Annotated in this window: 14 protein-coding genes and 1 pseudogene; 4 read left to right on the top strand and 11 right to left on the bottom strand. The window is 59.8% G+C overall.

The features are described from left to right. Positions 1-267: 267 nt before the first annotated feature. The 6 genes from betA to BUB69_RS15080 form a co-directional block, all read right to left on the bottom strand. Positions 268-1968 (bottom strand): choline dehydrogenase, encoded by a 1701-nt coding sequence (betA, locus tag BUB69_RS15105; RefSeq protein ID WP_073168104.1) that lies wholly within the window; start codon positions 1966-1968, stop codon positions 268-270. A gap of 165 nt (positions 1969-2133) precedes the next feature. Further along, positions 2134-3606 (bottom strand): betaine-aldehyde dehydrogenase, encoded by a 1473-nt coding sequence (gene betB, locus BUB69_RS15100; protein WP_073168102.1) that lies wholly within the window; start codon positions 3604-3606, stop codon positions 2134-2136. Between the two features lie 106 nt (positions 3607-3712). Further along, a complete protein-coding gene (gene betI, locus BUB69_RS15095) occupies positions 3713-4306 on the bottom strand; it encodes a transcriptional regulator BetI (RefSeq protein WP_024686424.1) in 594 nt (197 codons plus the stop codon). Between the two features lie 345 nt (positions 4307-4651). Then, positions 4652-5830, bottom strand: coding sequence for a choline ABC transporter ATP-binding protein (gene choV / locus BUB69_RS15090; RefSeq protein ID WP_073168100.1), 1179 nt, complete (start codon positions 5828-5830; stop codon positions 4652-4654). After that, entirely contained in the window at positions 5827-6675 is an 849-nt protein-coding gene (gene choW / locus BUB69_RS15085; protein ID WP_175561747.1) for a choline ABC transporter permease subunit, read from the bottom strand. Before choW ends, choV begins: the two co-directional genes overlap by 4 nt. 64 nt (positions 6676-6739) lie before the next feature. Further along, positions 6740-7687, bottom strand: a complete 948-nt coding sequence (locus tag BUB69_RS15080; protein WP_073168095.1) for a choline ABC transporter substrate-binding protein — start codon at positions 7685-7687, stop codon at positions 6740-6742. 901 nt (positions 7688-8588) lie between these two features. Between BUB69_RS15080 and gbdR the strand changes: the two genes are divergently transcribed. Beyond that, positions 8589-9692 carry a choline metabolism transcriptional regulator GbdR gene (gene gbdR, locus BUB69_RS15075; protein WP_024685776.1) on the top strand — a complete coding sequence of 368 codons (1104 nt, stop codon included), beginning with the start codon at positions 8589-8591 and terminating at the stop codon, positions 9690-9692. Between the two features lie 69 nt (positions 9693-9761). On the opposite strand, the gene BUB69_RS29635 is transcribed toward gbdR, so the two are convergent. Both BUB69_RS29635 and BUB69_RS29630 read right to left on the bottom strand, forming a co-directional pair. Beyond that, positions 9762-10625: a methyl-accepting chemotaxis protein gene (locus BUB69_RS29635; RefSeq protein ID WP_425439372.1), complete on the bottom strand. Its 864-nt coding sequence runs from the start codon at positions 10623-10625 to the stop codon at positions 9762-9764. Further along, positions 10617-11372 (bottom strand): annotated as a pseudogene (locus BUB69_RS29630) (MCP four helix bundle domain-containing protein); the annotation flags it as partial. The pseudogene BUB69_RS29630 and the gene BUB69_RS29635, both read right to left, overlap by 9 nt. A 434-nt stretch (positions 11373-11806) precedes the next feature. On the opposite strand from BUB69_RS29630, the gene BUB69_RS15065 reads away from it, so the two are divergent. Together BUB69_RS15065 and BUB69_RS15060 are read left to right on the top strand one after the other, a co-directional pair. Next, on the top strand, positions 11807-12040 hold the full coding sequence (locus tag BUB69_RS15065) for a hypothetical protein (RefSeq protein ID WP_073168091.1): 234 nt from the start codon (positions 11807-11809) through the stop codon (positions 12038-12040). Further along, entirely contained in the window at positions 12037-12339 is a 303-nt protein-coding gene (locus BUB69_RS15060) for a cell division protein ZapA (protein ID WP_024686524.1), read from the top strand. The genes BUB69_RS15065 and BUB69_RS15060 overlap by 4 nt, the downstream gene beginning before the upstream one ends. A gap of 175 nt (positions 12340-12514) precedes the next feature. Here BUB69_RS15060 and BUB69_RS15055 read toward each other — a convergent pair whose 3' ends face one another. Together BUB69_RS15055 and BUB69_RS15050 are read right to left on the bottom strand one after the other, a co-directional pair. Further along, positions 12515-12775, bottom strand: coding sequence for a hypothetical protein (locus BUB69_RS15055; protein ID WP_024687348.1), 261 nt, complete (start codon positions 12773-12775; stop codon positions 12515-12517). A gap of 106 nt (positions 12776-12881) precedes the next feature. After that, positions 12882-13112 (bottom strand): DUF6124 family protein, encoded by a 231-nt coding sequence (locus BUB69_RS15050; RefSeq protein WP_073168090.1) that lies wholly within the window; start codon positions 13110-13112, stop codon positions 12882-12884. Between the two features lie 381 nt (positions 13113-13493). On the opposite strand from BUB69_RS15050, the gene BUB69_RS15045 reads away from it, so the two are divergent. Then, a complete protein-coding gene (locus BUB69_RS15045; protein WP_073168088.1) occupies positions 13494-14330 on the top strand; it encodes a 23S rRNA (adenine(2030)-N(6))-methyltransferase RlmJ in 837 nt (278 codons plus the stop codon). Between the two features lie 59 nt (positions 14331-14389). Here BUB69_RS15045 and msrA read toward each other — a convergent pair whose 3' ends face one another. After that, complete coding sequence (msrA, locus tag BUB69_RS15040) at positions 14390-15037, bottom strand: peptide-methionine (S)-S-oxide reductase MsrA (protein ID WP_073168086.1); 648 nt, start codon at positions 15035-15037, stop codon at positions 14390-14392. Positions 15038-15102 lie beyond the last annotated feature (65 nt).

Below are 15102 nucleotides of genomic sequence, written 5' to 3'. Positions count from 1 at the left end.
AGTCCGGACGACCTTGTGGGCCGATTGCCTTGAAGAAAGAGATTAACCCGAGGACCGCCCGTGCTGCACCCATTGGGTTGAGATAGACACGTGCGTGACCCTTAAAACGAAGTGTCCGACTGAATGCATACCCGGTAGAAGGCGGCTTGCCGGCGATGGCGTCAGTTCAGTCGGCGATAGGTCGCTTCAGAAAAAGCATCGCCGGCAAGCCGCCTCCCACGCTCTGCGTCTGCTCTTGGAGGGGACGCAGAGCACGAGCATGATCAATTACGCCTGATGGCTGACCTCACGCAACGGCTTGCCACGCGCTGGCTTGTCGCCAGCCACGAAGTAGTCCGCTGTGCTGCGCGGCAGGGGCTGGCGGCCGCGGATCTTGTCGGCGATTTTCTCGGCGATCATGATCGTTGGTGCGTTCAGGTTGCCCGTGGTGATGATCGGCATGATCGACGCATCCACCACACGCAGGTTCTGCATGCCATGCACGCGACCCTGACCGTCGACCACCGCCATCTCGTCGGTGCCCATCTTGCAGGAACACGAAGGGTGATAGGCCGTCTCGGCGTGTTCGCGCACGAACTGGTCCAGCGCCTCGTCCGACTGCACGTCAATACCGGGGCTGATTTCGCGGCCACGGTACGGATCCAGCGCAGGCTGCTGCATGATTTCGCGGGTCAGGCGGATGCCGTCGCGAAATTCTTGCCAGTCCTGCTCGCTGGACATGTAATTGAACAGGATGCTCGGGTACTCACGCGGGTTCCTGGACTTGACGTGCACGCGGCCACGGCTCGGGGAACGCATCGAACCGACGTGCGCCTGGAAGCCATGTTCCTTAACACCCTTGGTGCCGTTGTAGTTAATGGCGACCGGCAGGAAGTGGTACTGAATGTTCGGCCATTCGAACGCCTCGCTCGAACGGATGAAACCACCGGCTTCGAACTGGTTGCTGGCGCCGATACCGGTACCCAGAAACATCCATTCCGCGCCGATCGCAGGCTGGTTCCACCACATCAGGGACGGGTAGAGCGACACCGGCTGTGTGCAGGCGTACTGCAGGTACATCTCCAGGTGATCCTGAAGGTTCTGGCCGACGCCTGGCAGGTCGTGAACCACCGGAATATCGAGCTTGTTCAGCAATTCGGCAGGGCCAACGCCGGAGCGTTGCAGAATCTGCGGCGATGCGATAGCACCACCACACAGCAGCACTTCCTTGCGTGCGCGTGCTTCGATGCGGGTGTCGCTGTCGCCTACCAGATACGCCACGCCGATGGCACGCTTGCCTTCGAACAGGATGCGGTCGGTCAGAGCGTGCGTGACGATGGTCAGCGTCGAACGCTTTTTCGCTTCGTCCAGATAGCCCCGCGCGGTGCTGGCGCGACGGCCTTTAGGCGTCACGGTGCGGTCCATCGGACCAAAGCCTTCCTGCTGATAACCGTTCAGGTCATCGGTGCGCGGATAACCGGCCTGTACACCGGCCTCGACCATGGCGTGGAACAACGGGTTGTTGCCAGCCTTGGGCGTGGTGACGCTGACCGGGCCTTCGCCACCGTGGTAATCGTTGGCACCGATGTCGCGGGTCTCGGCCTTGCGAAAGTACGGCAGGCAGTCGAGGTAGCTCCAGTCTTCCAGCCCCGGCTCTTTGGCCCAGCCGTCATAGTCCATCGCGTTGCCACGGATGTAGCACATGCCGTTGATCAGCGACGAGCCGCCAAGGCCCTTGCCACGACCACATTCCATGCGGCGGTTGTTCATGTGCGGCTCTGGCTCGGTCTCGTACGCCCAGTTGTAGCGACGGCCTTGCAGCGGAAAAGCCAGCGCAGCAGGCATCTGGGTGCGGAAGTCCAGACGATAGTCCGGGCCACCGGCTTCCAGCAGCAGAACGGTGACGCCTTCGTCTTCGCTAAGACGGGCTGCCAAGGTGTTACCGGCCGAACCGGCACCAATGATGATGTAATCGAATTCCTGGGACATAAATGCGCCCTCTTCAGAGTAGGTGGGGCAAATGCAATTCAGCGCGGGTCGAGCCACTGTTGACTCGACCCCTAGCACCCCATGCTAGTGCGCTACTTGAGGCGGGCCTGTTCACGAGTTCGCTCGCGAAGGCCTCGCCTCAGACGAAATCCAGCTCAACGAACCTTAGAAAACCGACGCGTAGTCACCCAGCTCGATCTGTACCGATTTGATCCGCGTGTACTGGGCCAGCGAGCTGATGCCGTTTTCACGACCCACGCCCGACTGCTTGTAACCGCCGACCGGCATTTGTGCCGCCGACTCGCCCCAAGCGTTGATCCAGCAAATGCCGGCTTCCAGCAGATGAATAACGCGGTGGGCGCGGTTCAGATCGCGGGTCACGATGCCTGCGGCCAGGCCGAAATCGGTGTCATTGGCACGGCGGACGACTTCGTCTTCGGTGTCGTAGCCGAGGATGCTCATGACCGGACCGAAGATCTCTTCGCGCACGATGGTCATGTCGTCGGTGCAGTCGGTGAATACGGTCGCCGCGACATAGGCGCCCTTGGCGAAATCACCGCCTGTCAGTCGCTCGCCGCCACACAGCAGGCGTGCGCCTTGTTCCTTGCCCTTGGCGATGTAGCCCAGCACGCTTTCCATGTGCTCGAAGCTGACCAGCGGCCCGAAGTTGATGTTTTCGTCTTCCGGGTTGCCGGCGCGAATACGTTTGACGCGCTCCAGGATTTTCGCCTCGAACTCGGCTTTCAGCGCGTTCGGCACGAACACGCGAGTGCCGTTGGTGCAGACCTGACCCGAGCTGTAGAAGTTGGCCATCATCGCGATGTCGGCGGCGCGATCCAGGTCGGCGTCGTCGAACACTATCAGCGGCGACTTGCCGCCCAGTTCCATGGTCACTTCCTTGAGCGAAGAACTCGACGCGCTCGCCATGACTTTCTTGCCGGTGTCGGTGCCGCCGGTAAAGGAGACTTTCTCGATGCGCGGGTGCTCGGTGATCCAGGTGCCGACTTCACGGCCGCTGCCGGTCAACACGTTGAACACGCCATCCGGCACGCCAGCTTCGGTGTAGATTTCAGCCAGTTTCAGCGTGGTCAGAGAAGTGACTTCACTGGGCTTGAAGATCATTGCGTTGCCCGCAGCCAGCGCCGGTGCAGATTTCCACAAGGCGATCTGGATCGGGTAGTTCCACGCGCCGATCCCGGCTACCACACCCAGCGGCTCGCGGCGGGTGTAGACGAAGGAGGAATCGCGCAGCGGAATCTGCTCGCCTTCGATGGCGGGCACCAGGCCTGCGTAGTATTCCAGCACATCAGCGCCGGTGACGATATCGACGTAGCGGGTTTCCGAGATGGCCTTGCCGGTGTCCAGGGTTTCCAGTGCGGCCAGTTCATCGTTGCGCTCGCGCAGGATGTCCACAGCACGACGCAGGATGCGCGAACGCTCGACTGCGGTCATGGCGGCCCAGATCTTCTGGCCTTTTTCAGCGGCGACCACGGCGCGCTCGACATCGGCCTGGCTGGCGCGCTGGATCTTGGCCAGCACTTCGCCGTTTGCCGGGTTGATGGAGTCGAAGGTCTCGGTGTTGCTGGCATCGACATAGCCGCCATCGATGTAAAGTTTCTGCAATTCAAAACGGGCCATAAAGTCCTCGCAAATTCAGTGGGGGAGGCGATGACTGATTTCAGTGTGCCGGAATCATTGGGCAACACTGCGATGCAGTCGTTCGGTGATGGCGCTCCGAAAGCGCTCAGTTCGCCGATTTCGCCAATTGGAAATCCATGTATTCGTAAGCGATCCGTTGCGCTTGCTCGGTGTCGAATGCGTCGCCTGACAGCGCGCCCCTCAGCCACAGCCCATCGATCAGGGCCGCAAGCCCACGGGCCGCGTTGCGTGCCTGTTCCAGCGGCAGGACGCGGCGGAACTGACAGCACAGGTTCGAATACAAACGGTGATCGTTGATGCGCTGCAAACGATGCAGCGACGGGTGATGCATGCTGGTTGCCCAGAAGGCGAGCCAGGTTTTCATGGCCGGGCCGTTGACCTGGCTGGCGTCGAAATTGCCTTCGATGATCACTTGCAGGTGCGCACGCGGGCTGTCGTCGGTCAGGGCCTGACGGCGTTCATTGACGGTCTGGATCAGCGCGTTCATCAAGTGGCGCATGGTGGCTGCGATCAGGCCGTTCTTGTCCTGAAAGTAGTGACTGATGATGCCGTTCGAAACGCCTGCAAGACGGGCAATCAGGGCAATGCTGGCGTCGCCCATGCCGACCTGATCGACCGCGGTAAGCGTGGCCTGGATCAACTGTTGGCGGCGGATGGGTTGCATACCGACCTTTGGCATAGTCGCGATTCTCCCGAGTGACTGAAGTGATCGTTATACCGAAATGGCTGGCACAGTCTAAAGATTTTTAATTGAACGATCAATCAATAAAAAGCGTTGGACGTGCGCAAAGCCTTTTCAGAGCCCGTTCCTGAGGCGTCGGTTGAAGCGGACGTAAACGTGCTGAAAGACCGCTATCTGTACGTGGGAGGCGGCTTGCCGGCGATTCGATTTTTCAGGCGACCCGTCATTGACTGAACTGACGCAATCGCCGGCAAGCCGCCTCCCACGGTTATGTGTTTGCTGAGCGGCGGCGCTGTATCAACGCTTCTGAGGCACCGTATCAGTCGATACAAGTCCGTCGCATCAACCGTGATTCTTGCCCAGCAGCGCGTGGTACAGCTCGGTATCCCCGAGAATGCCGACAACCTGGTTGCCATCCTGCAAGACCAGTTTGTTGCCGGTCTGGTAGCGGATCTGCAACGCGTCGCGCATGCCGATGTTGGAATGCACCAGTGTCGGACGGCGGTCGAGGGTGCTGACGTCCTGGCCCGGTGTCCAGTTCTGCAGGTCCAGCGAGCCGGTGCCCTGACGCGCGCCCTTGATCACATTGCCTTCGGCCAGGTCCAGCCAGGAATCACCCCCCGGATCCAGGCACACCGAGCCATTGACCTGGGTGCACTGATCGACTGTGCGCATCAGGCTGCGGCCGCACAATACGTTGAGCGGGTTGGTGTGAGCGACGAACGTGCGTACGTATTCATCCGCCGGGTTGAGCACGATCTGCTCCGGTACGCTGTATTGAACGATGCGGCCGTCTTTCATGATCGCGATGCGGCTGCCCAGTTTCAGCGCCTCATCCAGGTCGTGGCTGACGAACACGATGGTCTTGCTCAGCTTGCTTTGCAGCGCCAGCAGTTCGTCCTGCAGGCCCTGACGAATCAGCGGGTCGAGCGCCGAGAACGGTTCGTCCATCAGCAGAATGTCGGCGTCCATCGCCAGTGCGCGGGCCAGGCCCACACGCTGCTGCATGCCGCCCGACAGTTCGTCGGGCTTTTTGTTGCGCCACTGGGTCAGGCCCACCAGCTCCAGTTTTTCGTCCACCAGCTTGCGTCGTTCCTTTTCAGGACGGCCCTGCATTTCCAGGCCGAAGCTGATGTTCTCGCGCACCGTCAGCCAAGGCATCAGGGCGAACTTCTGGAAGACCATCGCAATGCGCTGGGTGCGCATCATTTTCAGTTCTGCTGCGGTGCAGTTGGCGATATTGATCTGCGAGCCTTCATGCTCGACGAACAGCGAGCCGCGGCTTACGGTGTTGAGGCCGTTGATGCAACGCAACAGGCTGGATTTGCCGGAGCCGGACAGGCCCATCAGGACGCAGATTTCGCCTTTCTCGATTTCCAGGGTGGCTTTTTCCACACCCACGATCTGCCCGGTTTTCTTGAGGATCTGGTCACGCGTCAGGCCTTCGTCCAGCAGCTTGAGGGCCTCACGCGGGTCCTTGGAGAAGATGACATCTACCTTGTCGAATTTGATGATGCTCATGCGTCGGACCCTGCCTTGGCTTCAGGTTGTTTGCAGATGCGGTCGAGCATGATGGCGAGCAATACGATGGCCAGGCCTGCTTCGAAGCCCAGGGCGATATCAGCCGTGTTCAATGCGTTGACCACAGGTTTGCCCAGGCCGTCAGCACCGACCAGTGCCGCGATCACCACCATCGACAACGACAGCATGATGCACTGGGTGATACCGGCCGCAATGCTTGGCATGGCGTAGGGCAGTTCGATTCGTGTCAGCAGCTGGCGACGCGAAGAGCCAAAGGCCTTGCCCGCATCCAGCAGCTCATGAGGTACATCGCGTATGCCCAGGTACGTCAGGCGGATCGGCGCGGCGATGGCGAACACCACGGTTGAGATCAGACCGGGCACCACGCCCAGGCCAAACAGCGTGAGGGTCGGAATCAGATAAACGAAAGTGGGCACCGTCTGCATCAGGTCGAGCAGCGGGCGGATGACCGTGTAGAACATCGGCTTGTGCGCGGCAATGATACCCAGCGGCACACCGATGACCACGCAGACCATTGTGGCGAACAGTACCTGCGCCAGGGTTTCCATGGTTTCCTGCCAGTAGTGCAGGTTCAGGATCAGCAGGAACGAGAGGATGACGAACACCGTCAGGCCCCATTTGCGCTGGATGAAGTGTGCGAGCGCGGCGATCAGGCCAATCAGTACGAGCGGGTTGAACCAGGTGAGAGCGAAGGTCAGCCCGTGGATCATCATTTCCAGTGTCGAGGCAATCGCGTCGAAGTAGTCGGCGCCGTTGCGCGTCAACCAGTCGACGAACGCCGCGATGTACTCGCCCAAAGGGATTTTATGATCAGTCAGCATGATAGTGATTGTCCGCTTGCGGGGAAAAATGAGGACAGCAGGCGGGGCATGCCCGCCTGCTGCCGGCTTACTGGGTCAGCTTGGCCTTGGCAGCCTCCAGCCCTGGTTTGCCGTCAACGGTGGTCACACCGGCAAGCCAGGTGTCGAGCACTTGAGGGTTCTTCTTGATCCACGCCTTGGCAGCGGCATCAGGCTTGATCTTGTCGTCGAGCACGTTACCCATCAGCGTGCTTTCCATGTCCAGGGTGAACGAGAGGTTCTTGAGCAATTGGCCTACGTTGCTGCATTCCTGGCTGTAGCCCTTGCGGGTGTTGGTGTAGATGGTGGCCTGGCCGTAGTTGGGGCCGAAGAAGTCATCGCCACCGGTCAGGTACTTCATCTTGAAGCGGGTGTTCATCGGGTGCGGTTCCCAGCCCAGGAACACCACGTCGGTGTTGCGGCGTGCCGCGCGATCAACCTGCGACAGCATGCCGGCTTCGCTGGACTCCACCACTTTGAAGCCTGCGTCTTTGAGGCCGAAAGCATTCTTGTCGATCATGCTCTGGATCAGGCGGTTGCCATCGTTACCCGGTTCGATGCCGTAGATCTTGCCGTCCAGTTCCTTTTTGAATTTGGCGATATCGGCAAAGTCTTTCAGACCCTTGTTGTAGAGGGCCTCGGGCACGGCCAGCGTGTACTTGGCGTTTTCCAGGTTGGCACGGACGGTCTCGACAGTACCGGCTTCGCGATAAGCCTTGATGTCGTTTTCCATGGTCGGCATCCAGTTGCCCAGGAAAACGTCCATGTTCTTGCCGTCGGCCAGCGACTTGTAGGTCACCGGTACGGAAATCATGGTGGTCTTGGTCTTGTAGCCGAGCGATTCGAGTACGGCGCTGGTCACTGCGGTGGTGACCGTGATGTCGGTCCAGCCGACGTCTGAGAAGTTCACGGTATGACAGGCTTCTGGTTCGGCGGCCTGTGCCAGCACCGGTACACAGAGCGTGGCGGCCAACAGCAACGATTTGGAACCTTTCATGGGGTGGACTCCTGTGAGTTTTTTCTGGGTCATCAGCAGGTGAGCGCTGACGCGACTTATGTGTTGGCGATGCATTTCGCGAAGCTCCATCACTGCGCCTGGCGATCGAGTCGAGGTCGATCATGTAACAGGCAAAATCAAACGCATACTGGGGGCGTCGTATCCAGTACAGGCGGGGTCGCATCCAGTGTGCGCAAGGTCGCTTACAGATTTATTCCATCGTGCAAGCGCACTTCTGCAGGGGTAGAGCTGCCAGAAAACGGCCAAAAACGTTTGCGGGTCACGCGGCTCGAAGCCTTTGGCGCTGGTGGGTATGAGCGTGTCGGTGCCAGGCGTCGAGCGCTTGTGCGATGGCCCATGCTGCGGGCGATGCGGCTCTAGCGTAGCAGAGCCGGGCGCAGGGTCATGGGCCTGAACAAACCGGTCAGGAACCTGTTCATTCGTGCAGCGCTTTCGCGAACGCGGTCTTTTTGAGGGGGTTGGCCGGAGTTAGTTCCGGGATGGCAGGATCATGGCCCGATCTCGCGGCCTCCAATGACTGCTCGATTTTTGAACACACGCTGTGACCGTCGCCACCTTTTAGCGCGCAAATCGAACGTGGCAAATGGCCCATCACCCTGTGCTTTGAGTATCACTCCCCAGCCAGGCCTTCCCGGCACGTTTCCTTCAAGTGCTACCGAATTGCTCACCCTACGCTGCCGTGCACGGGCCTCCAAGTCGCAAACAGACAGGCCAGTCGCTACCGGATAGACGCATCGCGACGTCGTTTTCAGGGGTTATTGAATGCCTGATCAAATTCGGGCACGGGATTTGCGATGTCATTGCAAAGCCCTGCATTTATGAGGGCCATAACAAGAGCCTCGGCTGAGGCCATTCCCGCCACGTGAGAGGAGATAGTGTGATGACATCGTTCAATCAAGGGACTCAACCACAGAACCGAGCCCCACAGTCCATCGGTTTCCTGCTGCTGGATAACTTCACACTGATCTCTCTTGCGTCAGCGGTAGAACCTCTGCGGATGGCCAACCAGCTTTCGGGTCGTGAGCTGTATCGCTGGACCACCCTGAGCGTGGACGGTGGTCAGGTCTGGGCCAGTGACGGCCTGCAGATCACTCCGGATGCAGCGATGCATCAGGCGCCGGTCATGGACACGGTCATCGTCTGCGGCGGCGTCGGCATTCAGCGCACCGTCACCCGCGAACACGTGAGCTGGCTGCAGAGCCAGGCGCGTCAGTCCCGTCGTCTCGGCGCCGTGTGTACCGGCAGTTGGGCGCTGGCCTGCGCAGGTCTGCTGGATGGTTTCGATTGCAGCGTGCACTGGGAGTGTCTGGCCTCGATGCAGGAAGCCTTCCCGCGTGTGGCCATGAGCACGCGCCTGTTCACCCTGGACCGCAACCGTTTCACCAGCTCCGGCGGCACCGCGCCACTGGACATGATGCTGCACCTGATCAGCCGTGATCACGGTCGTGAGCTGTCGGCTGCGATTTCCGAGATGTTCGTCTACGAGCGTATTCGCAACGAACAGGACCATCAGCGCGTGCCGCTCAAGCACATGCTGGGCACCAATCAGCCCAAGCTTCAGGAAATTGTTGCGCTGATGGAAGCCAACCTCGAAGAGCCGATCGACCTTGATGAACTGGCCGTGTACGTTGCCGTTTCACGCAGGCAGCTGGAGCGTCTGTTCCAGAAATACCTGCATTGCTCGCCGTCGCGCTATTACCTGAAGCTGCGCCTGATTCGCGCACGGCAACTGCTGAAGCAGACGCCGATGTCGATCATCGAAGTGGCATCGGTCTGCGGCTTTGTCTCCACGCCGCACTTCTCCAAGTGCTACCGCGAATACTTCGGCATTCCGCCACGTGACGAGCGTGTGGGCTCCAACACCGCGCAGCAAGTGGCCATGATGCCGATTCCGCAGGCGTTGGTGCTGGCACCGTTGTCCGGGCCGATGTCGGCGCTCAGTCAGGCTCGCAATGAATCGACGTTTGCGAGTGTGCGGCTATAAAGGCGTGACCCTGCTCAGGACCGGATGCCTGGTATCCTGAGCGGACGCCAGGCACAGGCGCGACGCTGATCAGAGGCTGAATCGTCCCACCATGCTGTTCAGATCAACCGCCAGACGCGACAGTTCGGTACTGGCTGCGCTGGTCTGGTTGGCGCCGGTGGTGGACTGGGCGGACAGGTCGCGGATATTGACCAGGTTGCGGTCCACTTCACGCGCCACTTGTGCCTGTTCTTCGGCCGCGCTGGCGATCACCAGATTGCGTTCGTTGATCTCTTCCACGGCAGCATTGATCGTGTCCAGCGCATGGCCCGCGCCCTTGGCGATGCTCAAGGTCGATTCGGCACGCTCGGTGCTGTTGCGCATCGAACTTACGGCCTGCTCGGTACCGCCCTGAATGCTGCCGATCATGCGCTCGATTTCGCTGGTCGATTGCTGAGTGCGATGGGCGAGGGCGCGAACTTCGTCAGCGACCACGGCAAAACCGCGACCCGCTTCACCGGCGCGAGCAGCTTCGATGGCGGCGTTCAGCGCCAGCAGGTTGGTCTGGTCTGCAAGGCCACGAATCACGTCCAGCACCTTGCCGATGTCACGGGACTCGTTGGCCAGATTGCCGATCAGCTCGGCGGTTTCCTGCACGTCGGTGCTCATGCGTTCGATGGCGCCGACGGTTTCCAAAACCAGATCGCGGCCATCACCCGCCGAGGCCGTCGCGTTGCGCGAGGCTTCGGAGGTGCTGGTCGCGTTACGCGCCACTTCTTCCACAGCGCTGGTCATTTCGTTGACGGCCGTAGCGGCCTGCTCGATCTCGTTATTCTGCTGAACCAGACCGCGTGCGCTTTCGTCAGTCACCGCGTTCAGTTCTTCGGCGGCAGAGGCCAGTTGCGTAGCTGAACCGGAAATGCGCTGCAATGTGTCGCGCAGCTTGTCCTGCATCGTCTTCATCGCCAGCAGCAGGCGACCCGCCTCGTCAGTGCCATCAACTTTGATCGGGTGCGTCAGGTTGCCTTGCGCAATGGTTTCCGCTGCGCTGAGTGCTGCGGCAATCGGGCTGGTGATGCTCTTGATCAGCATCCAGGCAAACACGATGGTCAGCAGGGTCGCGGCAATCAGCAGGCCGATCACCAGATTGAAGGCCGAGGCGTACTCGTCGGCCGCCTGCTTCTTGACCTGTGTGAGCTGCACCGTGTTGATCTCGACCAGCTTGCTCAGCACCACATTCATCTGGTCCGAGTTGCTGAGCATTTCGTTGTTGAGCAAGTCCTGCAACTCATTGACCTTGTTGGCCAGGGTCAGCGTCTTCATGCGTGACTCCAGCTCGCGGTACTGCCCCAGCAATTGAACATACTGGTTGTAGAGTGCTCGCTCATTCGAGTCGCTGATCAGTCGCTCATAGATGGCCTGGGCATCGTTGATCTGTTTGTTGCGCATGGCCAGCAATTCGATGGTCTTCTGCTGAACGTCAGGCTCGCGGTTGACCAGCAGGCGGTAGGAGAGCACGCGCAGGCGGATGCTGACTTCTGCAAAACGGTCCAGGCTCTTGATGGCCGGCACGTTGTTGTCAGCGAGCACTTCGGTTGCACCGCGAATCTTGCTCATTTGTGAAAGCGCGAATACGCCGAGGATCAGCATGAGTGCGCCGATCATGGCAAAGCCGAGAAAGGCGCGGGGAGCAATATTCATATTGCGAAGGGACATAGAGGGCTTCCAGAGTCAGGTGCGCGGTCCATGCGTCAAAAGTGAAAAAATGTTACGAATGCGTGCCTATCGGTCATGCCCCTCAAGTCTTGAGGACAAAAAACGCAACGGGTCCTGTTCGCTTCATGACGTTTTTTTCATGCGTGGCGTTTTACCCTCGCAAAGCCTTGAAAGCGTTGGGTATCGGGGCTTTCGGCGTATGGCAATGTGCCTTGTGGCTGCGCGTATTTGTCGCAGGCCGGGCCGGTCTGACGAACAGCCGGAACAAGACACCCTTATCGCAGTCACAAGCCCCCCATGCGTTCCGTTATCGACGTGTCCATGACGTAAGACGCCGGTGCTCCAGGGCCTGAGCGCTGGCATGCGCAGTGACTTTTCTTTATCGTGTGCGCCCGTTGAAATTTGCTCGAGTAATCAGAATGTTGGAAGCCTCCCTTAGCCAGTTGGAACACCTTGTCGGTGATCTGGTGCAGCAGAACCAGAACCTGCAGAACATGAATGCCCAGCTCAGTGCCGAGCTGGCAAAAACCAAGGATGAGAACGACAGCTTGCAACTGAGCCTGATGGAGCAGGAAGAAAAACAGGGCAGCACCGCAGCCCGTATTCAGGCCCTGGTCGAGCGCGCAACCAGCGCAAGCGCTGTCGGCGCATGAACTTCGACAGAAACGGGGTGACCGTTCTCTCCATTCTGGGCAACCAGTATTCGGTGAAGGCGCCGGAAGGCGAAGACGTCAAACTCTTGCAAGCCGCCGCGATGCTCAACGCTTCCCTGGCCGACACCAAGCGCAAGTACCCGACGCTGATCGGCGACCGGTTGCTGGTGCTGGCCGCACTGAACCTGTGCTCGCAGCAGATCGACCTGAAGGACAAGCACAAGGGCGAGCTGGCGCGCTACGAAGATCAGGTCAGTGCGACGGTGGAAGTGATTGCCAAGACTCTGTCGCAGGGTTGAATGCGGGCTCGCCGCAGACTCTGGACCGTGGGAGGCGGCCTGCCGGCGATAGCGTCAGTTCAGTCTCTCGTCCAGCGCCTGTAAAACCGCTTCGCCAGCAGGCAGCCTCCCACATAATCACGTTTCTTCAGCAGGTCGGGTGTTGTCGGAAGATGCCCAGCGCCTCGCACTCGGCTCAGCCCTGACTCTGCTTGTAGGTCGCCAGCGCCGGCAGCAGTTGCTGGTCGATGGCCTGGCGTACGGCGGGCAGGATGGTTGCGCGGCCGGTCAGCAGTTGCTCGACCAGACGCCGTAGCGCTGTGGCGCGCTCTGCATTGAGGCCGCAGACCACGTGTGCGCAGGCCTGTTCGGCCGTTGCGCCGCCGGGCATGTCAAAGCCCAGCGCCCTGAATTGGCCAATCAGGTCTTCTTGATCAATCAGGTCCGCGTGCATCATGGCGTGTCTTCCCTTGTTCGAATGTGCTTCGATTCTGGTAGCAGCCTTGCGCGCGGGCAACCCTACTGAGTCAACAATGGCTGGATTGGCTATGAACGTGTCGTTTTCAGTCGTTGGCCATGCTGTCGAGGGTAAGGTCGACCATAGTTTTGGCCATCTCCGTCAGGTGCATGATTGACAGGGTCAGGTCGCGTTGCGCGCCGCTCATGCTGTCGCTGAATTCATAAGCGCTGGTGACGGCGCAGCGCAGCAGGTCGCTGGCGTGCATAAGCGCGTCTTCCTGACTCAGGTCGGGGTTGGCTTTGAAAGCGGGTGGGGCGGTGACTATTTCCAGCATTTCAGATGACTCCTAATCGAATATCGGTAGGTCGTCACCATCGGCTACTAATCGAAGGTGGCGGCCATGCGCAGGTAGTAGCCCGGTGATTAGGAACCGGTGCACCCGAAGATGCCCTGACGCACGGCCACCATAAAATGCAGGCCATAAAAAAGCGCCTTTCACAGGTGGCGCATTGCGCCTAATCACACGAGGGCTACTACTCCTCATCGCTGAATTTGCAGCGACCGGCGCAGAGTAGTGACCGGGATCGACAGGCACAAGGGCTGGAGAGTTTCTCGGAAATGTCCTGCAAATGAAAGGGATTGGTCCTGCAAATTCGTTACAAATTCTTGTTCACCGCTCAGTTTTGCTAAACTGCGCAGCCTTCCAGGAGCTGCCATGAATTACCGTCACGCCTACCACGCCGGCAACCATGCCGACGTGTTCAAACACATCGCACTGACTCGCTTGATCGCCCTCATGGCGCGCAAGGAGCAGCCGTTCGCCTACCTCGACACCCACGCAGGCCTCGGGCTTTACGACCTCAAGGGTGATCAGGCCACCCGTACCGGCGAATGGCTGGAAGGGATCGGCCGTCTCTGGGAAGCGACGGACGTCCCTGCGCTGGCGGCCGACTACCTGCAAGTGCTGCACGACATGAACCCGGATGGCGAACTGCGCTATTACCCGGGGTCTCCCGAGCTGGCCCGTCGTCTGACCCGTGAGCGCGAGCGCGTGTTGCTCAACGAGAAACACCCCGAAGACGGGCGTCTGCTTAAAGAGAACATGAAGGGTGATCGCCGCGTTGCCGTTCATCTGGGCGAAGGCTGGCATGTGCCGCGTGCGTTGCTGCCGGTGGCTGAAAAGCGTGCCGTGATGCTCATCGATCCGCCGTTCGAACAGCTCGATGAAATGAAGCGCTGCGCTGTGGCACTGAAGGAAACCATCGGGCGCATGCGTCAGACGGTTGCGGCCATCTGGTACCCGATCAAGGATCCGCGCCTGCTCAGGCGTTTCTACCAGGACCTCGCCGAAACCGGCGCACCCAAGTTGCTGCGTGTCGAACTCTACGTCCACCCGCTGGACACCCCGGCCAGCCTCAACGGCTCAGGCCTGGCCATCGCCAACCCGCCGTGGGGGCTGGAAGAAGAACTGCGCGAACTGATGCCATACCTGGCCGATACCCTGGGTCAGACCCAGGGTGGCTGGAAGATGGATTGGTTGATTGCGGAGTAGTTGACCGCTGATTGATCGTGCCCTTGCTCAGAACATAAGTACGATCAGCTTCTACGGCATCAGGCCGGGAGACAAACCCCGGTGCCGCCCAAACCGCAATAACCCTGCGGATTCTTCGCCAGGTACTGCTGGTGATACGCCTCGGCGAAGTAAACCGTCGGTGCCTGTTCGATCTCGGTGGTGATTGTGCCCAGACCGGCCTTGCTCAGTTCCGACTGGAAGGTGTCGGCGCTGGCTTTTGCAGTATCGAGTTGCTCAGGTGTGGTGCAGTAGATCACCGAGCGGTATTGCGTACCGATGTCGTTGCCCTGACGCATGCCCTGGGTTGGGTTGTGCGCTTCCCAGAACACTTTGAGCAGCGATTCATAGCTGATTTTTTCAGGCTCGTAGACCACCAGCACCACTTCGGTGTGGCCGGTCAGGCCGGAGCAGACTTCTTCGTACGTCGGGTTGGGCGTGAACCCGCCCGCGTAACCAACGACCGTGCTCACAACACCTTCCTGTTGCCACAGGCGACGTTCTGCGCCCCAGAAACAGCCCATGCCGAAGATGGCGAATTCAACGTTGCTCGTGAACGGTCCCAGCAGAGGGTTGCCGTTGACGTAATGGGTTTCTGGCAGCGCCATAGGCGCTTCGCGACCCGGCAGTGCTTGTTCAGCGGTAGGCAGTACGTTCTTGTTCACTAGAATTTCCGAGCGCAGAGTCATGAACCATATCCTCTCGTTTAGAGACAGGCAGCAGGGGCCAGGACGAATGAAGGGCATTACATAGG

Source organism: Pseudomonas asturiensis (assembly GCF_900143095.1).
GTDB classification, from domain to species: Bacteria; Pseudomonadota; Gammaproteobacteria; order Pseudomonadales; family Pseudomonadaceae; genus Aquipseudomonas; species Aquipseudomonas asturiensis.
The sequence above is the reverse complement of the archived record's forward strand: the minus strand, read 5'-3'. Positions and strand labels throughout refer to the sequence as shown.